We start from the raw sequence: 25,142 nt of genomic DNA on the forward strand, positions 1-25,142 counted from the left end.
TCTTTAGCCGACCGATCCTTCCATTTGCAGTTCGATGAGGCGGTTGAGCTCGAGGGCGTACTCCATCGGCAGCTCCTTAGCAATCGGCTCAACGAAGCCACGCACGATCATCGCCATTGCTTCTTCTTCCGCAATACCGCGGGACATCAGGTAGAACAGCTGCTCCTCAGAAACCTGGGAAACGGTTGCCTCATGGCCCAGCGTGACGTGGTCATTGCGGATGTCGTTATACGGGTATGTATCCGAACGCGAGATATTGTCCACCAGCAACGCGTCGCACTCGACGTTAGAGGTGGAATGGTGCGCGTTCTGATTAACCTGCACCAAGCCGCGGTACGCGGCGCGGCCGCCGGCACGGGCAACCGACTTGGACACAATATTGGAAGAAGTGTGCGGGGCCATGTGAGTCATCTTGGCGCCCGTGTCCTGGAACTGGTTCTCACCAGCAAAAGCAACGGAAAGAACCTCACCCTTGGCGTAAGGACCGGTCATCCATACGGCTGGGTACTTCATGGTGACCTTGGAGCCGATGTTGCCGTCGACCCATTCCATGGTGCCGCCTTCTTCTACCTTGGTGCGCTTGGTCACCAAGTTGTAGACGTTGCTGGACCAGTTCTGAATGGTGGTGTAGCGGCAGCGGCCGCCCTTCTTCACGATGATCTCTACTACCGCGGAGTGCAGGGAATCAGACTTGTAGATAGGAGCGGTACAGCCCTCGACGTAGTGAACATAAGCGTCCTCGTCGACGATGATGAGGGTGCGCTCAAACTGGCCCATGTTTTCCGTGTTGATGCGGAAGTAAGCCTGCAGCGGAATATCTACATGCACGCCCTTGGGCACGTAGATAAAGGAACCACCGGACCACACTGCGGAGTTCAGCGCGGAGAACTTATTGTCACCGGCTGGGATAACGGTGCCGAAGTATTCCTTGAAAAGCTCAGGGTAGTCGCGCAACGCGGTGTCAGTATCGACGAAGATGACACCCTGGCTTTCCAGGTCCTCACGGATCTGGTGGTAGACAACCTCAGACTCGTACTGGGCGGCCACACCGGCAACGAGGCGCTGCTTCTCAGCCTCTGGAATGCCCAACTTATCGTAGGTGGCCTTGATATCGTCAGGGAGTTCGTCCCAGGTCTGGGCCTGCTCCTCAGTGGACTTCACGTAGTACTTAATCTGGTCGAAGTCGATGCCAGACAAATCCGCACCCCAGGTGGGAACGGGCTTCTTATCAAAGATGTTCAGTGCCTTCAGGCGCTGGTTAAGCATCCATTCCGGCTCGCCCTTCTTGGCGGAAATATCGCGAACTACATCTTCGTTCAAGCCGCGGCGAGCAGAAGCACCAGCCGCGTCCGAGTCGTGCCAGCCGTACTCATATGCACCAATGGAATCAATGATTTCATCATCGGTCATCTTGTTCTCGGGTGCCGATTGTGCCTGGGTCATGACTCGCTCCTTTCAGTATTTGTATTAACGGGTGTCAAGGGGATGTTTGTGGTACAGATCCCGTGGCCTCCGGCGATGGAGGCCAAAGGCTGTACGTGTTTGCCTAATAGAGCAGAAAAGACTTCTTGTTCCGCCTCACACAGCTCTGGGTGCTCGGCCGCCACATGGGAGACCGGACAATGATGCTGACAGATTTGCACTCCCTGACCAGCGCGGTCCACCGTGGCGGCATACCCGTGCTCGTCCAAGACCTCAGCCAGCTTACGGGCCACATCCTCTACAGATTCACCCTCTTCTATCAAGGGACGCACATCTGCAACGAGTCGCTCGAAGCGGACCTTGGCAAAGCGCTTAACAGCCTCAGACCCGCCGACGTCGCGAAGCGCCGTCAAAGCATCAGAGGCCAAATCATCGTAGGCGTGGCCGAATTGCGCCCGGCCACGATCAGTGAGGCGGAAGTGTTTGGCTGGTCGGCCGCGACCAGACCCGTTGCCCGTTGAGCCGCGGGTCACTGGGTGGCGGCGCACGACCTCCGTCAGTTCCTCTTCCACCAAATTGTCTAAGTGCCGGCGGATTCCAGCAGCAGAAAGGCCAAGGCGTTCACCCAAGTGGGAAGCGGTAACGGGCCCGTCCTTCAGCAGCAACAGCATCACTTGCCGGCGGGTATCGCCATCCGTAGTGCGGGATTCCTTAGCCGCCTTATGCGTAGTTTCTACGCGCTGAGGTGTGCTCATGCCGGGACCTCCCTTCGTGCTTCGCTCACTTACAGCCGCCCTGCAGCCGGCTCCCGTAATTCCGAGAGTCGCGCCGCAGTCCAACTGCGCCTCCTTTATTAGACAACACTAGTGTTCCTTAATTCATTCCGGAATGCCACCATTGGCCATTCTTCGGCGTGGCACGGGGGTGGCTAACTCCCCTCATCGCCACAACTGGCGGCGCTGCGCGCGCTAAAAGGGCGGGCCCGCTGGGGTTGGGGCGGAGGATTCGCGTAAGGTCTTAACCCATGACAGGCAAATTCCGCGGCTTTCTTTCCGGCGTCAAGGCCGAGCTGCCGCAGCTGGGCACCGCTGGTTCTCGGTCTGCGCGGCTACACGCCGAGGACACCGGAGCCGCGGAGCCTGATTCTCGTTTTGATTTTGTCCCCGCCAAAGAAGATGGCCTAAAGCGCACCACCACCGCACAGTGGCGGACATTTTTTATCCTGCGCTGGGTGGGCACAGTGGGTTCTTTGCTTATCGCCTTCGGCGCGTTGGGAGCCGGCGCTCTCCCAGTAGTGGGAAACCCTTATGACAACGTGCCTTTTGGCTCCCTCATGTCTCGCATGCTGCAGACCTCTTCTGCCATAGTCATGGTGGGAGTGGGCCTGTTGGTGGCCGCCTGGGTTTTCCTGGCCCCTTTTGTAGGCACTCCGCTGCGCCAACCCCAGGAAGGTGCCGTCACCCCAACGCGCGCCCGCCGGCTCGTAACTACACACCAGCTGTGGCGCACGTGGGCCGGCTGGGTCATCCCGCTGATATTTACAGCCCCGCTCTTTACCCAGGACATCTACTCCTACTTGGCCAACGGTTCCATCGTGATGCAGGGCATGGATCCGTATTCTGCAGGACCGGTGCAATTGCTTGGCGCGGGTGATGAGCTCGCCCGATCCGTACCGTTTATCTGGGCCAACTCCCCTTCTCCCTATGGCCCCGTAGCACTCGGGCTTGCTGGAGTGGTGAGCGCAGTTACCTCAAATTCAATCCTCTTGGGTGTTATCGCCCACCGCCTCCTATCCATCGCCGGCATCATGGTTGCTGGGTGGGCCATAAGCTGTTTGGCGCGGCGCTGCCGGGTATCTCCAGAATCTGCGCTGTGGCTCGGCATTCTCAACCCACTGACCATCTTGCACCTGGTGGGCGGAATCCATAATGAGTCCATCATGTTGGGCCTGCTCTTGGTGGGTATGGAGCTGGGCCTGCGGGGCGTCGGCAAGCTAGAAAAGTCCACACGCAGTGCCTACCTAGCGCTCATTGCTTCCGGCTTTTGTCTGTCCTGCGCCGGAATGGTCAAGGTTACCGGCTTTATCGGGCTGGGCTTTGTGGGAATGGCGTACGCCCGCCACCTGATAGACAAAGACGGTGCATCTCGCTGGAAGGCCTTGGCCTACGCCATTGCCCTGCAGCTAGTTATTTTAATTGCAACCATTGCCCTTATTAGCGCCTTGACCGGCATTGGCCTGGGGTGGATCACGGGACAAGGCGGCGCGGCCTCCATCCGCTCGTGGCTTTCTACCTCCACCGCCGTAGGCGTGGGTACCGGCTTTATCGGAATGCTACTGGGCCTAGGTGACCACACCGAAGCTATTCTCACCGTAACCCGTACCTTTGGTGTGCTGGTGGCAGTAGCTTTCATGGCCCGCATGCTCTTTGCAACGTTGCGCGGCCGCATCCACCCTGTGGGAGGACTCGGCACCGCCTCCTTAGTGCTGGTTATCTTCTTTCCCGTGGTCCATCCGTGGTACATCCTGTGGGCGGTACTGCCTTTGGCTGCATGGGCCAACCGGCTTATCTTCCGGTTCTGCGTCGTGGCTTATTCGGCAGCTATGAGCTTCTTTGTGCTGCCACGCGGGCTCGGGTTACCGCCCAGCACCATCATCGTCATCTATGTGTCGGCAGCCTGCACTTTCGCAGTCATCGCCACCCTGTGGTGGGTTGCAGTGCGGCGCAGCGGAATCCGTGTCCTAAACTAATCCCACGTGAATTCCATTTCAGCCGATCGCCCAGCCCTCACCGTGGACAACGTGGTGAAAAAATATGGCTCCACCACCGCCGTTAATGGTCTGAGCCTTAGCGTTGCCGCAGGTGAGATCTTTTGCCTCCTTGGTCCCAATGGCGCTGGAAAGTCCACGACGATTGAGATGTCAGAGGGTTTTATCCACCCCACCAGCGGCACGATCGACGTCCTCGGGCTAGACCCGAGTTCCGCACCGGACAAGGTGCGCGAAAAGGTCGGCATCATGTTGCAGGGTGGTGGTTCCTACTCCGGCATCCGTGTTCTGGAAATGCTTGAACTTTCCGCTAGCTACAGCGCCCATCCCCTCTCCCCGCGCTGGCTACTGGAAACGCTCGGGCTGGAAGGGGTAGCCCGGACTCCCTATCGCAGGCTCTCCGGCGGGCAGCAGCAACGGCTTTCCCTCGCCTTAGCAATCATCGGCCGGCCCGAGCTGGTTTTCCTGGATGAGCCCACCGCTGGCATGGATGCACAATCCCGGTTGGCGGTCTGGGACCTTGTTCGAGCCCTTAGGCACGATGGCGTCACCATTGTTCTTACCACCCACCTCATGGATGAAGCGGAGTCACTAGCGGACCGAGTGGCCATCATGGATCATGGCGAGCTCGTAGCCCACGGCACTCCCGCGGAACTTACCGCCCAGTCGGACTCGGCAGGGCTTAGTTTCAGCACCGATATCGATGTTGATGTGGAGGCTCTGGCTAAGGCTGGAATTCGAGCGACCAAATCGCGACCGTTGCACTACCGCTTAACCCAGGCCGGCACGCCCGAGACGATTGCCGCGCTGAGCTCCGAACTTGCCCGCCAAGGAGTCCTGCTGCGGCGCTTAGACGCAGCCCACCGCAACTTGGAGGAGGTCTTCCTTGACCTCACCGGGCGCCATTTGCGCAGTTAGCTGCGCCCTCCGCCAAGATCGAATTCAATCAACTGCGTTGCGGAAAGAAGCCACCACATGAGCACTACCTTTAACACTGGAACCTTTACCCCGGCCCCGAAACGGGCTAGCGCCGGCGCCATGTTGCTCGCGCAAGGAAAGATGGAAGCAAAACTCATGCTGCGCCACGGCGAGCAGCAATTGCTGAGCGTCATCATTCCGCTGGCCCTGCTCATTGGCGCGGCCCACCTGGAGTCGCTCACCGGACATGGCTTGCACGAGGTATTTCCCATGGTGCTTGCAGTAGCTGCCACCTCCGCAGGCTTTACCGGTCAGGCCATTTCGCTTGCCTTTGACCGGCGCTACGGGGCCCTTAAACGCACCGGCGCGTCCGGCGTGCCCGCATGGGCCATTATTGGCGGCAAGATCCTCGGCGTGCTCACCATGGTGGTATTCCAAATCCTCGTTTTGGGCATCGCTGCCTATATCCTGGGTCTCCGCATCAGCCTGGGCGGGGTGCTGCTCATGATTCTTTCGCTATTTTTTGGCGTTGCGGCTTTTACCGCCTTGGGGCTGCTCCTCGGCGGCACCCTCAGCTCTGAGGTGGTACTCGCACTGGCCAACCTCATCTGGTTCCTGCTCCTCGGCGTAGTCGGGTGGACCCTCTACTCCCAGGGACTGGGCGATAATGGCATCCTCAACGCGGTGCCGACCGTCGCCCTAGCAGGCGCGCTTACCGACGCCTCTAATTCCGTCTTCCCCGGCCTCGAGCTCCTGTCCTTGTTGGCGTGGCTTGCGGTGGCGTCGTTCGCTGCGGTCCGTTGGTTCCGCTTCGATGGCTAAATGTGACTTTTGTCCGGTTCCTTTCGAAACGAGAGGAATTTTTATGCCCAAAATCTCCCGACTAGTAGGATGCTATGCGTGAATTACTGGACGAAGATCAAGCGCTTCTTTAAGGAAGCCGCCCCTACACTGCAACAGCAGCGCCTCATCGCGCTCATCCTCCTCTTGTGCCAGGGTGGCATCACCGTGTCTGGTTCCATTGTCCGCGTGACCGGCTCGGGATTGGGCTGTCCCACCTGGCCGGAATGCCAACCGGGCTCCCTTGTCCCTATGGAAGGCGCTGCGCCTGCTCTTCACCAGGCCATCGAGTTTGGTAACCGCCTGCTTACTTTCGTCGTATCCGCAGCGGCAGTCGCCGCTGTCATTGCTATGCGTATGGCGCATCGCCGCGCAGAGCTCAAGGTGTACGCCTGGCTCAACGTCGCCGGCATCGTCCTGCAGGCGGTCATTGGCGGCATTTCTGTCCACCTGGACCTTCGCTGGTGGTCCGTGGCACTGCACTTCCTGCCTTCCATGCTCTTGGTATGGCTGGCGGCAATGCTTTATTCCCGCATTCTGGAACCCGATGACGGAACGCCGCGCGCTCGCTTCCCTCAGGCGATTCGCCTCCTTGCAGCGGTCGCTACCGTTGCCCTGAGCATTGTGCTCATCACCGGCACGATGGTTACCGGTTCGGGCGTTCACTCTGGCGATTCCGGGGTGGGAATGGAAGGCCGCCTGCAGGTAGATACCGAAGCCATGGCTGTCACCCACGCCATGTGCATGTACGTCTACCTGACGCTAACGGTTATTACCGTCTTCCTGCTTTATAAGAACCGGGCACCACAAGATGCCAAGAAGGCTGGCTGGGTCCTCGTTGTATGCATCCTCATTCAGTGGGCAGTAGGCGTTTACCAGTTCTACATGAGCATTCCGCGCTGGACTGTCCCTTTCCACATTGCGCTCTCCTCCTTCGTCACCGCGTATACCGCCCTGCTATGGGCACAAGGTGTACGCCGCACCGACGGCACCGCGGATCTCATCACCGGATCTCCCAGCGGCGATGAGAAGTACGCAGCGCGTCAAACCTCTCTTGAACAAGAGCGGGCGACTGCTTAGCCCATAATGCTCACGGCCGGCCGAGGTACTGCACTCGGCCGGCTTTTTGCGCTAGCCTGGCTATATGCACGCAATTCAGGTCACAGAAACCGGCGGACCAGAAGTACTTCGCTATACCGAAGTACCCGCCCCCACCCCTAATGACGACGAGGTTTTGGTGGACGTCATCATGGCTGGCGTCAACTACATCGATACCTATTATCGTGAGGGTATCTATAACGCGGCCACCCCGTTCATTCCCGGATTCGAAGGCACCGGACGCGTAGTCCACGACCCCAAGGGGGAAATTGCCGAGGGCACGATGGTGGCCTGGAACCAGGCTTTTGGCTCCTACGCCGAGCAGGTGTGCGTCCCACGCGAGGGACTAGTGGCGGTCCCGGATGATTTCCAGCCAGAAGTCGCTGCTTCCATGTTGCTGCAAGGCATTACCGCACACTACTTGGCGCATGGCGTTTATCAACTGGGTGAAGGCGCTTCCTGCCTGATTACCGCCGGCGCCGGCGGTGTCGGCCAGATCCTCACCCAAATGGCATCGTCGCTCGGCGCTACCGTCTATACGGTGGTTTCCACGGACGAAAAGGAAGGACTCTCCTACGCGGCCGGTGCGGATAAGGTATTTCGCTATGGCGACGGACTCGCCGAGCAGGTACGTCGCTACAACGGTGATAGGGGCGTTGACGTAGTTTACGACGGCGTCGGCAAGGCGACCTTCCACGAGTCACTCGAAGCAGTACGCCCCCGTGGCACCGTCGCGCTCTTCGGCGCCGCCTCTGGCCCAGTTGAGCCTATCGACCCGCAGCTGCTGAGCAAGCATGGCTCTATCTTCCTCACCCGGCCTTCCATCGGCGCATGGACAGCCCAAGAAGGCGAGTTCCAAATGCGTGCCCAGGCGGTCGTCCAAGCTGTTATCGACGGCGATCTGAGCTTCAACGTCACGGCCTCCTACCCACTGGAAGATGCCGCTGCGGCCCACCGCGATCTCCAAGAGCGCAAGACTACCGGTTCCATCGTGTTGCGCGTCCAAGCTGGCGATAAAGCCTAAACCCACCCACATACGCCAAAAGCGCGGGAAAGCATTGGCCTTCCCGCGCTTTCGCTATCTTATCCTTGGATATCTGGTCGCAGTTAGAATAACGTGGCCGACCAACCGAGCATCCGGCCTAGTGGCTCCCATCCCAATACTGCGTCGATGGACAACCCGATAAAGAGCACCGACAGATAGTTATTGGAGTAAATGAACAGGCGCATCGGCTTAACCTTGGCACCGTTCTTCACTCCCTTGTGCAGGCGTATAGCCATCCACAGGAATACCGCGCCGGAGGCAAGAGCTGCGACCAAGTAAATCCACGATGCAGCGGGGACGATAAGTAGGGTCACGATAACCGTGCCCACGGTATACCACACGATCTGTCGAGTGACTTCCTTCTCATCAGCCACTACGGGCAGCATCGGCACGCCGGCCTTGCGGTAGTCTTCCTTGTACTTCATGGCCAGCGCCCACGTGTGTGGCGGAGTCCAGAAGAAGATGATGAGGAAGAGCACGATTGCCTGCCACCAGCGGTCAGGCTCTGCAGCAGGAGCGTTATCCCGGATAACCGCCCAGCCGACCATCGCCGGCATGCAGCCGGCCAAGCCGCCCCAGACGATATTTTGAGCGTTGCGCATCTTCAAAAACTTGGTGTAGACGAAGACATAGAAAAAGTTCGTCAAAATCACGAAGAAGGCCGCCAGCCAGGAATGAGCTAGGACGCCCAACCACAGCACGGAAAGGATGAGCATTACCCAGGCGAAAATTGCTGCGTTTCGCTTAGAAATCTTGGCTCTTACCAGTGGTCGGGCCCTGGTGCGCTGCATTTTTTGATCCAGCTCGTAGTCCACGACGTTATTAAACGTGTGGGCGGCAGCAGCGCCCATCCAACCGCCGAAAATGGTCGACACGATAAGCCAGATATTGTCTGAAACGGCCTCCACGCCGCGTTGCGCTTGGAGCATCGCCGGGATTGCGGCCACGAGGAGGAGCTCAATGATCCTCGGTTTCGTTAGCGCAAAATAGGCCTTGATGGTCTCCAAGGGATTCCTCCACTATCTGAACGTTGGTGAACTGTGCCCCGCGCACTTACTGCGCGCGGTCACCCCTAGCGGTCGCACATGCCCGTGAAAAAGTTCCAGTTCTCTCACTCACAGTTTTCGGCGCAGGGGTGAAAGACAACAGGCCTATGGCCGCTAGATTCAGTGCGCGCTCTAGCGCCCGCGCGCACTCCACTTAGCCATGCCAGCATACCTTTTATGCCTAGCTTTCTATAATTGCGCACCGCCGGTTTAAAAATTACTAGACTGAATAAAGTTAAGTACTTTTTGCCTAGACGTAAGCGAGGCTTTCCAGTGTCGAAAGATAAGTTGTCCCCAGAACTCCAAACTATGGTCGAGCGCCGTTATCCGGAGGATTGGTCGGAGTTTGACACCCGCGCCGTCGACACCGTACGAGTACTAGCCGCAGATGCTGTACAAAAGTGCGGTTCCGGCCACCCCGGTACGGCAATGTCCCTCGCTCCCCTCGCCTACACCTTGTATCAGCGCGTCATTAACCATGATCCCGCCGATGTGCACTGGGCCGGCCGCGACCGCTTCGTCCTTTCGGTTGGTCACTCCTCCCTCACCCAGTACATCCAGCTCTACCTGGGCGGCTTTGGCTTGGAGATGGACGATCTCAAGCAGCTGCGTACGTGGGGTTCGCGCACCCCAGGTCACCCGGAGGTGCACCACACCGATGGCGTGGAAATCACCACTGGCCCCCTTGGCCAAGGCTTGGCTTCCTCCGTGGGCATGGCCATGGCCGCACGAAAGGAGCGCGGGCTTTTCGATCCAGAGGCACCGGCCGGCGAGTCTCCCTTCGACCACTACATCTACACCATCGCTTCCGATGGTGACCTGCAGGAGGGCGTAACCGCTGAGGCCTCTTCCCTGGCGGGTACGCAAAAGCTGGGCAACTTGATTGTCTTCTGGGACGATAACCGCATCTCTATTGAGGACGATACGAATATTGCTTTCAACGAAGACGTGGTCGCCCGCTACGAGGCCTACGGCTGGCACGTCCAAACGGTCGAATCCGGCGAAGACGTCGTAGCTATTGAGGAGGCCGTCAAGGCCGCACAGGCAAAGACCGAGCGCCCTTCCTTCATCCGCGTGAAGACCGTCATCGGCTACCCGGCCCCGAATAAGATGAATACCGGCGGCGTTCATGGCGCTGCGCTGGGCGATGACGAAGTTGCTGCCACCAAGGAGGTCTTGGGCTTCGATCCGGAGCGCAGCTTCCACATCGACGACGAGGTCATCGCACACACCCGCAAGCTGCGCGAGCGCGGCGCCGAAAAGCACGCCGCGTGGCAGAAGAAGTTCGACGAATGGGCTGCGGCTAATCCGGAGAACAAGGCACTCTTTGACCGCATGCAGGCGCGCGAATTGCCGCAAGATTTCGACGCTGAATTGCCGGTGTGGGAACCGGGTGAATCTTTGGCCACCCGCAAGGCCTCTGAGGCCACCATCCAAGCCTTGGCCGCTTCCCTTCCTGAGATGTGGGGTGGCTCTGCTGACCTTGCCGGCTCCAATAACACCGTGATTAAGGGCGCGGACTCCTTCGGCCCCGCAGCCATTACCACCGATATGTGGTCGGCTCAGCCGTATGGCCGCAACCTCCACTTCGGCATTCGCGAGCACGCGATGTCTGCGATCATGAACGGTATTGCTCTGCACGGCAATACCCGCGTTTACGGCGGCACCTTCCTTATTTTCTCCGAGTACCAGTACCCCGCTGTCCGCCTGGGCTCATTGATGTCTACCGATACCTACTATGTCTGGACCCACGACTCCATCGGCTTGGGCGAGGATGGCCCGACCCACCAGCCGGTAGAGACCCTTTCTGCCCTTCGCGCTATCCCGAACCTGTCCGTTATTCGCCCGGCCGATGCCAACGAAACCGCTCAGGCTTGGGCCGCAGCGCTCGAGTACAAGGCCGCACCAAAGGGCCTGGCACTGAGCCGCCAGGGACTGCCGGTACTGGAAGGCACCAAGGAAAAGGCACATGATGGCGTGCGCCGCGGCGCTTATGTTCTGGTGGAAGAGTCCAAGGAAACGCCAGACGTGATCCTTCTCGCTACCGGCTCTGAGGTGCAGCTTGCCGTCGCCGCCGCTAAGGAACTGGAGGCCGCTGGAACAGCCACTCGCGTTGTCTCCGCACCGTGCCTTGAGTGGTTTGATGAGCAGGATGACGCATACCGCGAATCCGTGCTGCCTAGCGAAGTGCAGGCCCGCGTGTCCATCGAAGCCGGCATCGCTATGCCGTGGCACAAGTACACCGGTTCTTTCGGCCGGACCATTTCCATCGAGCACTACGGCGCCTCTGCTCCTGCGGGCGAGCTCTTTGAGAAATTTGGCTTCACCACCGCAGCGGTAGTTGAAGCGGCGCAGGAATCGCTCGCTGCCGCGCAGAAGTAAACCTCCAGGACTGGATAAGGAGTAATCATGAACCACATTTCCGAACTTGCCCAGCTGGGAACCTCAACCTGGCTCGATGACCTTTCTCGCGAGCGCCTAGTCTCGGGCAATCTCAAGGAGATAATTTCCGCTAAGTCCATCGTGGGAGTTACCACCAACCCGGCGATCTTCGCCGCGGCGATGACCAACGGCACCGCCTACGACGCCGAGCTTTCCACGTTGAAGGAGACCAAGGCCACCGCCGATGAAGCGGTGTACGCATTGGCTATTGAGGACGTCAAGAATGCCTGCGACCTCTTTGCGGATATCTACTCCTCTACTAACGGCGCAGATGGCCGCGTGTCCATCGAGGTCGACCCGCGCATTTCTGATGACGCTACTGCCACCCTTGAACAGGCGCGTGAGCTGTGGTCCAAGGTTGATCGTCCCAACGTGATGATCAAGATTCCGGCCACCACCGGCTCCCTTCCGGCCATCGAAGATGCCCTGGCAGAGGGAATCAGCGTCAACGTCACCCTTATTTTCTCCGTGGATCGCTACCGCGATGTCATTGAGGCTTTCCGTACCGGCCTCAAGCGTGCCGCCGAAGCTGGCAAGGACGTCTCTACCATTCACTCCGTGGCTTCCTTCTTTGTTTCCCGTTTGGATACCGAAGTAGATAAGCGCTTGGAAGCCATTGGCAGCGAGATTGCTCTGGCACTGCGGGGTAAGGCGGGCGTCGCCAATGCACAGCGCGCCTATGCTCTTTTCCAGGACGCCTTGCTTAACGACGCCGACTTGCCCGAAGGCGCCCACCTCCAGCGTCCACTGTGGGCTTCTACCGGCGTGAAGAATCCGGAGTACCCAGCCACCTTGTACGTATCTGAGCTGGCTGGCCCGCACACGGTAAACACCATGCCGGAAAAGACCATCGATGCGGTTCTCTCTGAGGGCAACCTCCACGGCGATGCCCTGTCTGATAGCCGCGAGGCTGCAGAAGGCGTCTTTGCCCAGCTAGAAGAGGTCGGCATTGATTTCGATGATGTCTTTGCAGTGCTGGAGCGCGAGGGCGTAGATAAGTTTGTCGCCGCGTGGGAGGAACTGCTTGCTTCCATTGAGGAGCGACTCGCGTAAACTAGCCGTGTGACTTGTGCCCCGCCGAGAATTCGGCGGGGCATTCTGCCGCTAGAATATTAGCGAGCTTAAAGCCCATAAACTCAGGAAGGATTCTTCGTGACCGACTCAGCCGCTTGGGTCAACCCCTTGCGCAATGCCAGCGACAAGCGATTGCCGCGAATCGCAGGACCCGCGGGCATGGTCATCTTCGGCGTTACCGGTGACCTAGCATATAAAAAGCTACTGCCCGCCATCTACGACCTAGCGAGCCGTGGTCTCCTCCCCGCTGGCTTTACCCTTGTGGGTTATGGTCGCCGCGACTGGGACAAGGTCGCATTCTGTGACTACGTTCGCTCAGCCGTCATCGCTGGCTCACGTACCGAGTTCAATGAAGATGTCTGGCAGCATCTATCCCAGGGCATCGAATTTGTACAAGGCTCTTTCGACGATGCTGGATTCGATCGCCTCTCGGCGCGTTTGGGCGAGCTAGATCGCGAGCGCGGCACCGGCAGCAACTGGGCATACTACCTTTCGGTTCCACCGGAATTCTTCTCCAATATTTGCCACCAGCTGGAGCGGGTGGGCATGGCCAACTCCGTCGAGGACTCGTGGCGCCGAGTAATCATTGAGAAGCCTTTCGGCCACGATCAAGAGTCTGCCCGCAAGCTCAATGAGATTGTCAACGCCGTCTTCCCTGAGTCCGCGGTGTTCCGCATTGACCATTATCTGGGCAAGGAGACGGTGCAAAACATCATGGCTTTGCGCTTTGCCAATCAAATTTTTGAGCCCATGTGGAACGCTCACTACATCGATCACGTCCAAATCACCATGGCCGAAGATATTGGCCTAGGCGGCCGCGCTGGCTATTATGACGGCATCGGTGCGGCTCGCGACGTCATCCAGAACCACCTGCTGCAGCTTTTGGCTCTGGTTGCGATGGAAGAACCGTCCTCCTTCGAGCCTGAGGCCCTGCAGGCAGAAAAGGTCAAGGTGCTGCGCGCTACCCACGCCGTGCACCCACTCAATAAGACTACAGCTCGCGGCCAGTACTCCGCCGGCTGGCAAGGCTCCGAGTTTGTCAAGGGCTTGCGCGAAGAAGAAGGCTTCGATCCGGAGTCCACGACGGAGACCTATGCAGCCTGCACCTTGGAAGTAAACTCTCGCCGCTGGGGAGGAGTACCCTTCTACCTGCGCACGGGCAAGCGCTTGGGCCGGCGCGTGACCGAAATTGCGCTGGTATTCAAGGCAGCGCCAAATCAACCATTCGTTGACGGCCAGACCGATGCGCTGGGGCGAAACGCCGTAGTCATCCGCGTACAGCCGGATGAGGGCGTCACCATGCGCTTTGGTTCCAAGGTGCCCGGCTCCACCATGGAGGTCCGCGACGTCAATATGGACTTTGCTTATGCTGAGGCCTTTACCGAGGAATCTCCGGAAGCATACGAGCGACTGATTTTGGATGCCCTCCTCGATGAGTCCTCGCTCTTCCCCACCAACGAAGAGGTGGAACTTTCCTGGTCGATTTTGGATCCCATCATCGATTACTGGGCCGAAGCTGGTCAGCCGGAGGAATACCGCGCTGGCACGTGGGGCCCGGAATCCGCCGATAGAATGTTGCGCCGCCGGGGCCACTCCTGGCGCCGCCCCTAGGAGGGACGCAGACAATGATTATTCCATTGCCCAACACCACTACGCGTGAAATCTCCAAGAAGCTAGTAGAGGCCCAAGAGCATTACACCCTTACTACCGGCCGAGTACTCACCCTAATCGTGGCTGCCCGCGAGGACGATGATCTGGAAAACATCCTGGCCTCCGTGCGTGATGCCTCCCACGAGCACCCGTCGCGCGTTCTGGTCGTCGTGACGGGTGACCCGCAGGCAGATACCCACCTGGACGCGCAGCTGCGCGTGGGCGGTGAAGCGGGTGCTTCTGAGATGGTCATCATGAAGTTGCACGGCGCTTTGGCAAACCAGGACGAGGCGGTCGTTACCCCACTGCTGCTTCCCGATACCCCCTTGGTCGCTTGGTGGCCTACCTTGTGCCCGCCCGACCCAGCTTCCAGCTCGGTGGGCAAGCTGGCTCAACGCCGCATTACCAACGTTGCCCATGACGGACGCGTCACTGGCGAAGATCTGCGCACATTATCCGCCGGCTACACGCCGGGCGATTCCGATATGTCCTGGGCCGCCATCACTTTGTGGCGCGGCGTCGTGGCCTCCGCATTGGACCGCCATCCTCACGAGCCCGTGCAGTCCGTCGAAGTGGCGGGACCTGCGGGCCACCCAGCCCCAGACTTCGCGGCCGGATGGCTCCTCGATCGCCTTGCAGTCCCCGTCCACCGCACCGTGACCGACTCTCAGGAGCCGCACTTCCCGGTGACCCACTTGCGGTTTAATCGGGAAACGAGCCACGTCGACGTTGATGTCATCGACGAGCGCACGGTGCGTGTATGCGTTCCAGGTTCCCCGGATTCCCTGGTGAGCCTTAGCAAGCGCTCCCAAGCTGAGGTTCTCTCTGAAGAATTGCGCCATCTAGATGCCGATAAGACTTATGCGCAAGCACTCCGTGCGCTCGCGCAAGTAGACTACAGTAAGCAGTAAAACGGCTTAACTCTGATTCTTTGCAAAGGATAGCGATACCTCATGGTAACTCTTCACCGCGTAAGCGATGTGGATGACCTTATCTCCCAGGCCGCGCTGAAATTCGTGGATACCGTAGCGCGTATCCAGGCCGCCGGTGGCGGGCTCCACCACGATGGGGTCGCGCGAGTTGTCCTAACCGGCGGTGGCGCTGGAATTGGCGTTCTTCACGAGCTAGCTCGTTTGGAGTTCGCGGCACAGCAGCAAGGCGAGAATTTTCCAGCCCAGCGCATCGATTGGTCGCGCGTTCACGTCTTTTTCGGCGACGAGCGTAATGTGCCCGTCTCTGACGCAGATTCTAATGAAGGTCAAGCACGCAGTGCCCTGCTCAATCACGTAGATATTCCGGACCAGAATATTCACGGCTTTGATCTGGGCGCGGTGTCCATGGAAGCCGCAGCGAGTGCGTATGAGCCAGAGCTAAAGGAATTCGCCCCGAACGGATTCGACCTGCATCTGCTGGGCATGGGCGAAGAGGGCCATATCAATTCCTTGTTCCCCCATTCTGAGGCGGTTCGGGAACAAGAAGAGCTAGCTGTTCCCGTCCATGACTCTCCCAAGCCGCCGAGCGAGCGCATTACCCTTACTCTTCCCGCGGTAAACAAGTCTGCTCGTATTTGGCTTCTTGTTGCAGGCGAGGCCAAGGCGGAAGCTGCCAAGCATGTCGTTGAAGGCGCTGAGCCCGAAGAATGGCCGGCTGCAGGCGTGCACGGGAAGGAAGAGACCATCCTCTTCCTTGCCGATGACGCTGCCTCCGAGCTGTAGTCACGTCAGCCTAGTGCGCAGCCGAGCTGAACTTGTGGCTCGGCGCCACGCAAAAAGCGCCGGTACCGCTTCCCCACCCCAGTTCCCACAGGGAACCAGGAAGTTGGAAGCCGATACCGGCGCTTTCGCTATTCCAGCTGGTAGCTTAAGCGAATGCCTGGATGAGGTTGAGGCCTACGATGCACGCAAGCCAGATAATTACCATGACCACGGTGTAACGGTCCAGGTTCTTTTCCACGACGGTCGAGCCGGAAAGGTTAGACTGCACGCCGCCGCCGAAGAGGCTGGACAGGCCGCCACCTTTGCCCTTGTGCAGCAGCACGAAGATGGACATCAAAATAGCTGCGATGACCAAGATGATTTCCAGTGCCAAGACCATGAGGATAATCCTTATTTCTAACGTGCGCCCTGTGGGTAACTCTCGCCACCCGCTAGCGCGGAATCGTACTTTTAGACTTCGCGTACAGCAAAGCTATCACATCGGCCCACTCTACACGATGGCGCGGGCTGGAACCATTCCAACCCGCACCTTAGCGCGAACCTGTGACAGGTGATAACTCCTGTTAGCTCAGGGCATTAGCTGCGTTGGCAGCCAACTTGGCAAACTCCTCGCCAACCAAGGAGGCGCCACCGATGAGGCCGCCGTCGACGTCAGGCTTGCTGACGATCTCTGCAACGGAATCAACCTTGACGGAACCACCGTAGAGAATGCGGATACCTGCAGCAACCTCCTCACCTGCGAGCTCCTTTACGAGCTCACGGATGGCGGCGCAGACTTCCTGGGCATCGTCTGCGGAGGCAACCTTGCCGGTGCCAATAGCCCACACTGGCTCGTAGGCGATGACGGTCTTGGCAAGCTGGTCTGCGCTCAGGCCAGCCAAAGAATTGCGGGTCTGGTTGACCACGTAGTCCACGTGGGTACCGGCCTCGCGTACAGCCAGCGGCTCGCCTACGCACACGATAGGGCTGATGCCATTGTCCAATGCTGCGGCTGCCTTTTCTGCAACGAGCTTATCGGTCTCGCCGTGGTACTGACGGCGCTCCGAGTGGCCCACGACCACCCAGCTGCAGCCGAGCTTGGCCAGCATCTTGCCAGATACTTCACCAGTGAATGCGCCGGACTCATGCTTAGAGATATCCTGCGCACCGTAGGTGACCTGCAGCTTGTCACCTTCTACCAGCGTTTGGATAGTGCGAATATCAGTAAACGGGACCATGTAGGCCACGTCGACCTTCTCGTAGTAGTCCTTTGGCAGGGAGAAGGCGAACTTCTGAACGGAGCCGATGGCCTCGACGTGGTCGAGGTTCATTTTCCAGTTACCTGCAATAAGTGGGGTGCGTGCCATGAATATTTCCTCTCTTTTGGCAAGTTGATCAGGCAGTTTTAGGCTTCCAGGACAGATACGCCCGGAAGCTCCTTGCCCTCGAGGTACTCGAGGGAGGCGCCGCCACCGGTGGAGATGTGGCTGAAGCCGTCCTCGTCCAAGCCCAGCATACGCACGGAGGCAGCGGAGTCGCCCCCACCGACGACGGAGAAGGAACCGTTGTTTGCGGTGGCGTCGATAATAGCCTGCGCTACCCCAGCAGTGCCCTTGGAGAAGGCTTCCATTTCGAATACGCCCATCGGGCCGTTCCAGAAGACGGTCTTGGAAGAAGCAAGAACCTCTGCAAATTTTTCCACGGACTTTGGTCCAATATCCAGAGACATCCAGCCCTCAGGGATGCTATCGAGCTCGACCACCTGGGTCTCTGCATCCGCCGCGAACTTGCTTGCAGCAATCAGATCAACCGGAAGCACCAGCTTGTCACCAAAGCGCTCGAGCAGGTCCTTGCAGTTTTCGATCTGATCTTCCTGCAGCAGGGACTCTTGAACGTTGTAGCCCTTGGCAGCCAGCAGGGTGTAGCACATGCCGCCACCAATGATGACCTTGTCTGCCTTGCCGGCCAGTGCTTCAATCACGCCGAGCTTATCCGAAACCTTGGCGCCGCCGAGGACGACCACGTACGGGTGCTCCGGCTCCTTAGCTACCGTGGACAGAACCGACAGTTCCTTTTCTACGAGCTTGCCTGCGTAAGCCGGCAGGCGCTTAGCGACGTCATACACAGATGCCTGCGCACGGTGGACAACGCCAAAGCCATCGGAAACAAAAGCGCCGTTATCGGCTGCCAGAGCAACGAGCTCGTCAGCGAACTGGCCGCGCTCAGCCTCGTCCTTGGAGGTCTCACGAGGGTCGAAGCGGACGTTTTCTACCAACATCACGTCACCATCGTTGAGGCCGTTGGCACGCTCATGAGCGTCTTCTCCGGTGACGTCGCCGGCTAGGGCAACGTACTGGTCAAGCGCTTCAGACAGCGCTTCAGCTACTGGAGCCAAAGAGAACTTAGGGTTTACCTCACCCTTTGGACGACCCAGGTGAGCGGAAAGAATGACCTTTGCGCCACCTTCTACCAGTGCCTTGATGGTCGGAAGAGAAGCGTTAATACGTCCGGGATCGGTAATGTTTCCCTCTTCATCAAGTGGAACATTGAAGTCAGAGCGGACGAGGACGTGGCGGGATTCGACGCCCTCCTTGAGAAGATCGTCAAGTGTCTGGAAAGCCATTATTTACTCCTTAATTAATTCGGACGGGTTAAAAGGCTATAGATATAAGAATACCGGCCACGACGCAGCGCCGTTAAGGCTTGCATCGGGGCCGGATTCTCATTGTTTGAGCTCTAGTTTAGAGCTTGTCTGCCACCAGGTTGGTCAGGCGAACGAGCTGGGAGGTGTAGCCCCACTCGTTGTCGTACCAACCCAGAACCTTGACCAGGTTGCCGTTGGAGACCTTGGTCATGCCGGAGTCGAAGATGCAGCCGTGCGGGGAGGTAACAATGTCGGTGGAAACCAGCGGATCCTCGGTGTATGCGAGGGTGTCCTTGAGCTCGCCCTCAGCAGCTTCCTTCAGGGCGGCGTTGATTTCCTCGGCGGTGACATCGCGGGAAGCGGTGAAGGTCAGGTCGGTAGCGGAGCCGGTGATAACCGGAACGCGCATTGCGTAACCATCCAGCTTGCCGTCCAGCTCAGGCAGAACCAGGGATACGGCCTTAGCAGCGCCAGTGGAGGTAGGCACCATGTTTACTGCAGCGGCACGGGCGCGGCGCGGATCCTTGTGCGGAGCGTCCTGGATGCGCTGGTCGCCGGTGTAAGCGTGAACGGTGGTCATCAGGCCCTTTTCAATGCCGAACTTGTCATTGAGAACCTTTGCCATCGGTGCCAGGCAGTTAGTGGTGCAGGATGCCGCGGAGATGAGGTTGTGGTTTGCCGGATCATAGGTGTCAGAGTTGACGCCGTAGACGAAGGTTGCGTCTACTTCCTTACCCGGAGCGGAGATGATGACCTTCTTGGCGCCCGCCTCGAGGTGAGCCTTGGCATCGTTGCCGTTGGTGAAGCGGCCGGTGGACTCGATGACGAGGTCTACGTTGTACTCGCCCCACTTGAGCTGCTTCGGGTCCTTCTCTGCGGTTACCACGATGCGGTGGCCGTTAACGGTAATGGACTCATCGTCGTGAGTAATTTCGCCATCGAAGCGGCCCAGTACGGAGTCGTACTTCAGCAGGTTAGCCAGCGTGCCGTTGTCGGTCAGGTCGTTTACTGCAACAACTTCGAGGTCGTTGTCACCCTGAGCGACTGCACGGAAAAAGTTACGGCCGATGCGGCCAAAGCCATTGATACCTACGCGGATAGTCACTGTATTTCTCCTCAAAGAGTCGAGTAAATGTGTGTACGGGTATGTGCGCGGGTCCTTCAATGAAGTCAGTGTTTGAGAAGCGCCCGAGCGTTTTCCCTTACAGTGCCGATACTACCGAGCGTTTTTTGTCAGCGCAGGCTCCCAGCAGCCTTAAGAACTAGTAGATGACAGACTTTCCAAAAGCGCGTACACTCTTTCCGATCCTTTTTATTTCCCACATATAAACCCGCTGGATAGGCCCGAAACCGTGGGTTTGTGTTGTGTTTACCCCGTAAACGTGAGATATATCACTGCTACACTTCAGGAGTTGCGCCCGCCTCTGCCCGATCGGACATTGAGAAATGCTGCCGCTAACACCTACCAAGACGACCGTATTGTTTCCGTGACACCCACCGCACGATATGCTTTCCTTACTCACTGGCTCACAAAGCGTTTAAGGCAACCCTGCCTGCTCTAGCGCCACCGTTGGTCACCGTGAGAATGCTTCATGTGCCCGTAATCTCCTACGGGCAAGACCACCGTAGAAATCAAGGACTTCTCTTGTTCGAAATAAATACCTCTGCTGTGGGTGACAGCCTCGGGCTTACCGCCCTGGTGGCGATTCTCCCGCTCATTGCATTCTTTATCATGCTGCTAGGCGTAAAGGCACGCGCGCATACTTCTGGCGCCGTTGCCCTGGCAGTATCCCTCATTATTGCCATCGCCGGCTTCTCCATGCCGGTAGATATGGCTTTGTCCTCTGCCGTACGCGGCGGGCTGTTCGGGCTCCTGCCCATTGTCTGGGTCATCATTACTGCAATCTGGTTCTATGAAATCACCGTAGCTTCCGGGCGCTTCGAGGACCTGCGCAAGACCTTTGACCTTTTGGGTGACGGCGATATTCGCATCCAGGCTATCCTCATCGCCTTCTGTTTTGGCGGTTTGTTGGAGGCCCTCGCCGGTTTTGGTGCCCCCGTAGCCATTACCGCGACCATGGTCATGGCCCTCGGTGTGAAGCCACTGCGCGCGGCTACAGTAGTTCTGATTGCTAATACCGCTCCGGTTGCTTTCGGCGCGGTTGGCATCCCCGTAACCACTGCTGGCGAGGTAGCCGGTCGCAGCGCCGAGCAAACCCACGACATCGCAGCACTTATCTCCTTGCAGGTGCTGCTCATCGCCGCCATCGTGCCATTCCTCATCGCCTTCATCTTGGATGGCTTCCGCGGTGTCAAGGAAACTGCCCCGGCTGCTGCCGTGATTGGCATTTCCTTCGCGTTGACTCAGTGGTTGACCGCGACTTTCTTTGCGTACCAGCTCACCAACGTCATCGCCTGCATCGTCTCTTTGGGCTGTGCTTTCGCCTTCCTCCGGGTATGGAAGCCGAAGGGCGTCAAGGAGTTGCGCGAGCGTCTCGAGCTGCCTGCCGCTGAGTCCACCACCGACCTCAACGGACGCCGTATCTGGATGGCGCTGCTTCCCTACGCCGTAGTGACCGTGGTCTTTGCCGTGGCCACCGCCGCCCCAGCCATCTTCGGATTCCTCAAGCTCCACTTTGCCTGGCCTTTGCTTGATGACGCGATTGTCGACGCCGACGGCAAGCTCATGGATACCAGCTTCAGCTTCAATGTCTTTGGCAATCCAGGTACGCTCCTGCTGCTCTCGGGCATTATTGTTGCGGTTGTCTACCACTACTTCAATGAAAATGGCCGCTACAGCCTAAGCTTTGGGCAGCCGGTAAGCGCCTTTGGGGACGTAGTCAGCCGCATGAAGTTCTCGGCTCTTACCATCATCCTGGTGCTGGCCTTGGCCTATACGATGAACTACTCCGGCCAGACTATTGCTATTGGTGAGTTCGTCTCTTCTGCCGGCAGCATCTTTGCGCTCTTCGCCCCAGTCCTGGGCTGGATTGGTACCGCGGTTACTGGCTCCGATACGTCTGCTAATGCCCTCTTTGCCAACCTGCAGGTTGCAGCGGCAGAGCGAATCAGCGTGAATCCTGACCTCATGCTCGCGGCCAATACCGCAGGCGGCGTTGTGGGCAAGATGATCTCCCCGCAGTCCCTTGCAATTGCGGCTACCGCCGTCAATATGGAGGGCAAGGAATCAGTCATCCTGAAGAACGTAGTGGGCTACTCCGTGGCCTTCCTTGCGTTTGTCTGCGTCATCGTGTTCCTGATGACAAACGTCCTAGGATTCCTCGTGCCCTAGTTCTTTAACGCTTCTGGCTAGCCGGTTGCGCACCTGCTAGCCGGGAAGGCACTAAAAATCTCCCCGCAGCTGCGCCTACCGCTTCGGTATCCGCACTGCGGGGAGTTTTGTCTGAGTTGATGCTTGCGAGCGTTAGGACTCGTTAAAGAGATCGTCTGTAATCGCTTGATTGGTATCGGGGATATCAAGCTCTTCGGCTCGTTTATCGGCCATCGACAGCAAGCGGCGAATACGCCCTGCTACCGCGTCCTTGGTCATAGGAGGCTCGGCCAGGCGGCCCAGCTCTTCTAGAGATGCCTCGCGGTGCTGAACACGCAAGCGGCCTGCGTCTGCCAAGTGCTCAGGAACATCATCACCTAGGATCTCCATGGCGCGGTCAACGCGCGCTGCCGCGGTAACTGCGGCGCGAGCAGAGCGCCGAAGGTTGGCGTCATCAAAATTGTCCAAGCGCCGAGACGTATCGTGCGCCTCCCGCTTGACGCGCTTCTTTTCCCAGCTCAATCGAGTCTCCTGAGCACCCATCCGGGTAAGAAGCGCCCCGATGGCATCGCCATCGCGTACAACGACGCGGTCTTCACCGCGGGTCTCCTTGGTCTTCGCTGAGATACCAAGGCGGCGGGCGCAGCCCACCAGTGCCAACGCAGCCTCTTGGCACGGGCAGGTGACTTCCAGCGCGGAAGAGCGGCCTGGCTCCGTGAGGCTGCCATGGGCAAGGAAGGCTCCGCGCCATGCTGCTTCGCTATCGGCCACGGTGCCGGAGATGACCTGCGGCGGCAGACCCACGACTGCATGGCCGGAGCGGGTGATAAGGCCTAGCCGACGGGTCAGCTCTTTCGCACCGGTGGAAATGCGGACCGTTACGCGAGTCTTCTTGGTGGTTCCTGCTGGGCCGGCAACGTGGCTCTCGGCGGATATTCCATAGAGGTCATCGAGTGCGGTCATGACGCGCCGCGCAATGGCGTGGCTTTCTAGCTCCAGCTCATAGGACATGCTGTCACCGGAAATATCTAGCTCGCCGGCGAATCGCAACATCGCCGCCAGTTCGGCAGCGCGAGCGGACTGGCGTGGCACGACGACAGCCGTCAATTCTTCTTTGACCTGGTCGGTCAATGGTGTGGTCACCTAGTTCGCCCCATTTCTATTCTCACAGTCACGAAGTATGCATACAGGCTAGAGCCTTGGCTCACGGCCTAGTGCGGTGAAAGGATTTCTGACATCATACCGCGCACGCTTGGTCGCCGCGCAGTCGGTCAAGCGCGATCGGCCGCACGCTAGCCTGAAGTGTAGGCACCAGTTCTAATCGCGAGCGCTGCGATAGTCCGAATATAGGTCCAGAAGTGCTGTAGACAGCTTTTCAGGGTCATGCTTATTGATGCTGCGGCCATCGGCATCAACTTGGCTCACATCCGCAAAGGTAGCGCGGGCACCTAGGGATTGCGCGGCGCGCTGAATATAGACGCGCTCACTATCGGTGGGTAAAGCCGCCTCGTCCACCAAAATGCGGTCAATCCGCAGATCGGGGGCGTGTTGAGCGAGCACATGCAAGTGGCGCTCTGCGGAAAAGCCATTAGTCTCACCGGGCTCAGCCGAAAGGTTCAAAACAACGACGCGCAGCGCATCGGAAGCAGAAATCGCATCCACTACCTCCGGCACGAGAGTATGTGGCAATACCGAACTAAACCACGAGCCTGGACCGATGGTGATGAGATCCGCGCGCTGGATGGCATCGAGCGCATCCGGATTCGCGCTGGGCTGTTCGGGCACGATGCGCACGCGCCGCACCTGGCCCGGCGTGGAAGCGACGGCAACCTGGCCGCGGACTTGGCGCATGACACGGGGGTCGTCGTCAAGCCCGGCTACGTCCGCTTCAATCTCTAGGGCCTGGTTGACTACTGGGAATACCCGCCCCTGGGAATTGGTAAGTTCTGCGATGGTATCCAGGGCAGCTTGATAATCGCCGAGCACACCCGTCAATCCCGCAATCATCAGATTGCCCACCGCATGCCCTGCCATCGCGCCATTGCCACCGAAACGGTGTTGTAAGGTTCGCGCCCACAAGTCCCCCACTGGGTCACTATTAGCCAAGGCAGCCAGCGCCATGCGCAGGTCACCCGGTGGGATGATTTCCAGCTCGCGGCGCAAACGGCCAGAGGATCCGCCATCATCCGCGACCGTAACAATGGCAGAAATATCGGTCGCATCGCTAAAGCGTGCGGACAGAAGGGTTTGATAAAGTCCATGGCCGCCTCCAAGGCAAACCATGTGTGAAGGATTGGTCATAAAAGCGTTAAAACTCCTGTGCTCTAGCCTCGAGCGATATCTCTATGCAAGGTGCTTACGTCTAATGTGTCATTGTCCCGCAGGCGCGCCGCAATAGCCTCTGCGATGGCGACGGAACGGTGGTGGCCGCCCGTGCAGCCGACTCCAAGCGTGATGAAGTTCTTGCCCTCATGGCGGTATCCATCCAGCATGGTGGAAAACATCTGCAAGAAATTGTCCACGAATTCCTGCGCCGCTGGCTGCGAGAGCACATAGTGGGCAACCGGTTCATCCGTACCGCGGTATCCGCGCAGTTCCGGAACCCAATAGGGGTTGGGCAGGAACCGCACGTCTACTACTAAGTCGGCATCGCGGGGCGAGCCATTCTTAAATCCAAAGGATTCGACGGTGACATGCTGCTTTTCATTTTGCATCTCACCAAAGGCGGCCTCAATGGCACGGCGAAGATCATGAATGGATAGGCTCGTCGTATCGATAATGATATCCGCATGGGAACGCACATCTGCCACTGCCCGGCGCTCGCGTTGGATTCCCACTTTAAGCGTGTCCCCCTCCTGCAAGGGGTGGGTGCGCCGCACCGAATCGAATCGGCGGATGAGTACATCATCGCGGGCATCCAAGAAGAGCACGGTGGGCTTCATATTTAGTTCCGTAAGCTCATCCATAATCTCCAACAGAGACCCTGGGAACATGCGCGAGCGCACATCCGTTACGGCTGCTACCTTGCCCACCGGAGTTTCCTCTTGGTTGCACAGCTTGAGCAGGTCCACAATGGCGCGAGGCGGAATATTGTGGGCCACGTAGTAGCCCTTGTCCTCAAACACTTTGGCAGCGGAACTCAACCCGCCGCCGGACATGCCGGTTATCAAAATGGGTGGAGTTTCGAAATGCGTCATGCTCTTCAGTCTAGCGCTTCAAGATTCGCTGCCT

Annotated in this window: 21 protein-coding genes; 11 read left to right on the top strand and 10 right to left on the bottom strand. The window is 58.6% G+C overall.

Features of this window, described 5'->3' with window-relative positions:
* Positions 1-3: 3 nt before the first annotated feature.
* Together sufB and BJ985_RS02805 are read right to left on the bottom strand one after the other, a co-directional pair.
* Positions 4-1,443 (bottom strand): Fe-S cluster assembly protein SufB, encoded by a 1,440-nt coding sequence (gene sufB / locus BJ985_RS02800; RefSeq protein ID WP_275431205.1) that lies wholly within the window; start codon positions 1,441-1,443, stop codon positions 4-6.
* Positions 1,440-2,177: a helix-turn-helix transcriptional regulator gene (locus tag BJ985_RS02805; RefSeq protein WP_179386525.1), complete on the bottom strand. Its 738-nt coding sequence runs from the start codon at positions 2,175-2,177 to the stop codon at positions 1,440-1,442. Before BJ985_RS02805 ends, sufB begins: the two co-directional genes overlap by 4 nt.
* A 269-nt stretch (positions 2,178-2,446) precedes the next feature.
* Here BJ985_RS02805 and mptB point away from each other — a divergent pair, with 269 nt between their 5' ends.
* The 5 genes from mptB to BJ985_RS02830 all read left to right on the top strand — a co-directional run bounded on the left by mptB (position 2,447) and on the right by BJ985_RS02830 (position 8,069).
* Positions 2,447-4,171, top strand: coding sequence for a polyprenol phosphomannose-dependent alpha 1,6 mannosyltransferase MptB (gene mptB / locus BJ985_RS02810; protein WP_179386526.1), 1,725 nt, complete (start codon positions 2,447-2,449; stop codon positions 4,169-4,171).
* A gap of 6 nt (positions 4,172-4,177) precedes the next feature.
* Positions 4,178-5,107: an ABC transporter ATP-binding protein gene (locus BJ985_RS02815; protein ID WP_179386527.1), complete on the top strand. Its 930-nt coding sequence runs from the start codon at positions 4,178-4,180 to the stop codon at positions 5,105-5,107.
* Between the two features lie 57 nt (positions 5,108-5,164).
* Positions 5,165-5,929, top strand: coding sequence for an ABC transporter permease (locus tag BJ985_RS02820; protein ID WP_179386528.1), 765 nt, complete (start codon positions 5,165-5,167; stop codon positions 5,927-5,929).
* 69 nt (positions 5,930-5,998) lie between these two features.
* On the top strand, positions 5,999-7,027 hold the full coding sequence (locus BJ985_RS02825; protein WP_179386529.1) for a COX15/CtaA family protein: 1,029 nt from the start codon (positions 5,999-6,001) through the stop codon (positions 7,025-7,027).
* Positions 7,028-7,091: 64 nt separating this feature from the next.
* Positions 7,092-8,069: a quinone oxidoreductase family protein gene (locus tag BJ985_RS02830; protein ID WP_179386530.1), complete on the top strand. Its 978-nt coding sequence runs from the start codon at positions 7,092-7,094 to the stop codon at positions 8,067-8,069.
* Between the two features lie 83 nt (positions 8,070-8,152).
* Here the strand turns inward: BJ985_RS02830 and BJ985_RS02835 are convergent, their stop codons facing one another.
* The gene (locus BJ985_RS02835) at positions 8,153-9,097 is read right to left on the bottom strand and encodes a heme o synthase (protein WP_179386531.1); all 945 of its coding nucleotides are present in this window, start codon (positions 9,095-9,097) and stop codon (positions 8,153-8,155) included.
* Between the two features lie 348 nt (positions 9,098-9,445).
* Between BJ985_RS02835 and tkt the strand changes: the two genes are divergently transcribed.
* The 5 genes from tkt (at position 9,446) to pgl (ending at position 16,017) form a co-directional block, all read left to right on the top strand.
* Positions 9,446-11,518 (top strand): transketolase, encoded by a 2,073-nt coding sequence (gene tkt, locus BJ985_RS02840; RefSeq protein ID WP_005324848.1) that lies wholly within the window; start codon positions 9,446-9,448, stop codon positions 11,516-11,518.
* A gap of 27 nt (positions 11,519-11,545) precedes the next feature.
* Positions 11,546-12,631, top strand: a complete 1,086-nt coding sequence (tal, locus tag BJ985_RS02845) for a transaldolase (RefSeq protein ID WP_005324849.1) — start codon at positions 11,546-11,548, stop codon at positions 12,629-12,631.
* 99 nt (positions 12,632-12,730) lie between these two features.
* Positions 12,731-14,263: a glucose-6-phosphate dehydrogenase gene (zwf, locus tag BJ985_RS02850; protein ID WP_005328410.1), complete on the top strand. Its 1,533-nt coding sequence runs from the start codon at positions 12,731-12,733 to the stop codon at positions 14,261-14,263.
* Between the two features lie 14 nt (positions 14,264-14,277).
* Positions 14,278-15,213 (top strand): glucose-6-phosphate dehydrogenase assembly protein OpcA, encoded by a 936-nt coding sequence (locus tag BJ985_RS02855; RefSeq protein ID WP_179386532.1) that lies wholly within the window; start codon positions 14,278-14,280, stop codon positions 15,211-15,213.
* Positions 15,214-15,255: 42 nt separating this feature from the next.
* Positions 15,256-16,017 (top strand): 6-phosphogluconolactonase, encoded by a 762-nt coding sequence (gene pgl / locus BJ985_RS02860; RefSeq protein ID WP_005324854.1) that lies wholly within the window; start codon positions 15,256-15,258, stop codon positions 16,015-16,017.
* 145 nt (positions 16,018-16,162) lie between these two features.
* Here the strand turns inward: pgl and secG are convergent, their stop codons facing one another.
* From secG to gap, 4 genes are all read right to left on the bottom strand, one after another.
* Positions 16,163-16,396 carry a preprotein translocase subunit SecG gene (gene secG, locus BJ985_RS02865; RefSeq protein ID WP_005324856.1) on the bottom strand — a complete coding sequence of 78 codons (234 nt, stop codon included), beginning with the start codon at positions 16,394-16,396 and terminating at the stop codon, positions 16,163-16,165.
* 184 nt (positions 16,397-16,580) lie between these two features.
* Positions 16,581-17,363, bottom strand: a complete 783-nt coding sequence (gene tpiA, locus BJ985_RS02870; protein WP_005328415.1) for a triose-phosphate isomerase — start codon at positions 17,361-17,363, stop codon at positions 16,581-16,583.
* 38 nt (positions 17,364-17,401) lie between these two features.
* A complete protein-coding gene (locus BJ985_RS02875) occupies positions 17,402-18,619 on the bottom strand; it encodes a phosphoglycerate kinase (RefSeq protein WP_005328416.1) in 1,218 nt (405 codons plus the stop codon).
* Positions 18,620-18,737: 118 nt separating this feature from the next.
* Positions 18,738-19,745, bottom strand: coding sequence for a type I glyceraldehyde-3-phosphate dehydrogenase (gap, locus tag BJ985_RS02880; RefSeq protein WP_179386533.1), 1,008 nt, complete (start codon positions 19,743-19,745; stop codon positions 18,738-18,740).
* Positions 19,746-20,285: 540 nt separating this feature from the next.
* Here gap and BJ985_RS02885 point away from each other — a divergent pair.
* Positions 20,286-21,932: an L-lactate permease gene (locus BJ985_RS02885; RefSeq protein WP_005328423.1), complete on the top strand. Its 1,647-nt coding sequence runs from the start codon at positions 20,286-20,288 to the stop codon at positions 21,930-21,932.
* A gap of 132 nt (positions 21,933-22,064) precedes the next feature.
* On the opposite strand, the gene whiA is transcribed toward BJ985_RS02885, so the two are convergent.
* The 3 genes from whiA to rapZ form a co-directional block, all read right to left on the bottom strand.
* A complete protein-coding gene (gene whiA, locus BJ985_RS02890; RefSeq protein ID WP_179386534.1) occupies positions 22,065-23,054 on the bottom strand; it encodes a DNA-binding protein WhiA in 990 nt (329 codons plus the stop codon).
* Between the two features lie 174 nt (positions 23,055-23,228).
* A complete protein-coding gene (locus BJ985_RS02895; RefSeq protein WP_179386535.1) occupies positions 23,229-24,212 on the bottom strand; it encodes a gluconeogenesis factor YvcK family protein in 984 nt (327 codons plus the stop codon).
* 23 nt (positions 24,213-24,235) lie between these two features.
* On the bottom strand, positions 24,236-25,117 hold the full coding sequence (gene rapZ, locus BJ985_RS02900; protein WP_179387568.1) for an RNase adapter RapZ: 882 nt from the start codon (positions 25,115-25,117) through the stop codon (positions 24,236-24,238).
* Between the last annotated feature and the right edge of the window lie 25 nt (positions 25,118-25,142).

The sequence above is a fragment of the Corynebacterium tuberculostearicum genome (genome assembly GCF_013408445.1).
Lineage (GTDB): Bacteria > Actinomycetota > Actinomycetes > Mycobacteriales > Mycobacteriaceae > Corynebacterium > Corynebacterium tuberculostearicum.

Bases quoted from the DNA above. Each gene is read 5' to 3' on its own strand.
- sufB (WP_275431205.1), bottom strand. From the start codon at position 1,443: ATGACCCAGGCACAATCGGCACCCGAGAACAAGATGACCGATGATGAA.
- BJ985_RS02805 (WP_179386525.1), bottom strand. From the start codon at position 2,177: ATGAGCACACCTCAGCGCGTAGAAACTACGCATAAGGCGGCTAAGGAA.
- mptB (WP_179386526.1), top strand. From the start codon at position 2,447: ATGACAGGCAAATTCCGCGGCTTTCTTTCCGGCGTCAAGGCCGAGCTG.
- BJ985_RS02820 (WP_179386528.1), top strand. From the start codon at position 5,165: ATGAGCACTACCTTTAACACTGGAACCTTTACCCCGGCCCCGAAACGG.
- BJ985_RS02825 (WP_179386529.1), top strand. From the start codon at position 5,999: ATGCTATGCGTGAATTACTGGACGAAGATCAAGCGCTTCTTTAAGGAA.
- BJ985_RS02830 (WP_179386530.1), top strand. From the start codon at position 7,092: ATGCACGCAATTCAGGTCACAGAAACCGGCGGACCAGAAGTACTTCGC.
- tkt (WP_005324848.1), top strand. From the start codon at position 9,446: ATGGTCGAGCGCCGTTATCCGGAGGATTGGTCGGAGTTTGACACCCGC.
- tal (WP_005324849.1), top strand. From the start codon at position 11,546: ATGAACCACATTTCCGAACTTGCCCAGCTGGGAACCTCAACCTGGCTC.
- BJ985_RS02855 (WP_179386532.1), top strand. From the start codon at position 14,278: ATGATTATTCCATTGCCCAACACCACTACGCGTGAAATCTCCAAGAAG.
- pgl (WP_005324854.1), top strand. From the start codon at position 15,256: ATGGTAACTCTTCACCGCGTAAGCGATGTGGATGACCTTATCTCCCAG.
- secG (WP_005324856.1), bottom strand. From the start codon at position 16,396: ATGGTCTTGGCACTGGAAATCATCTTGGTCATCGCAGCTATTTTGATG.
- tpiA (WP_005328415.1), bottom strand. From the start codon at position 17,363: ATGGCACGCACCCCACTTATTGCAGGTAACTGGAAAATGAACCTCGAC.
- BJ985_RS02875 (WP_005328416.1), bottom strand. From the start codon at position 18,619: ATGGCTTTCCAGACACTTGACGATCTTCTCAAGGAGGGCGTCGAATCC.
- BJ985_RS02895 (WP_179386535.1), bottom strand. From the start codon at position 24,212: ATGACCAATCCTTCACACATGGTTTGCCTTGGAGGCGGCCATGGACTT.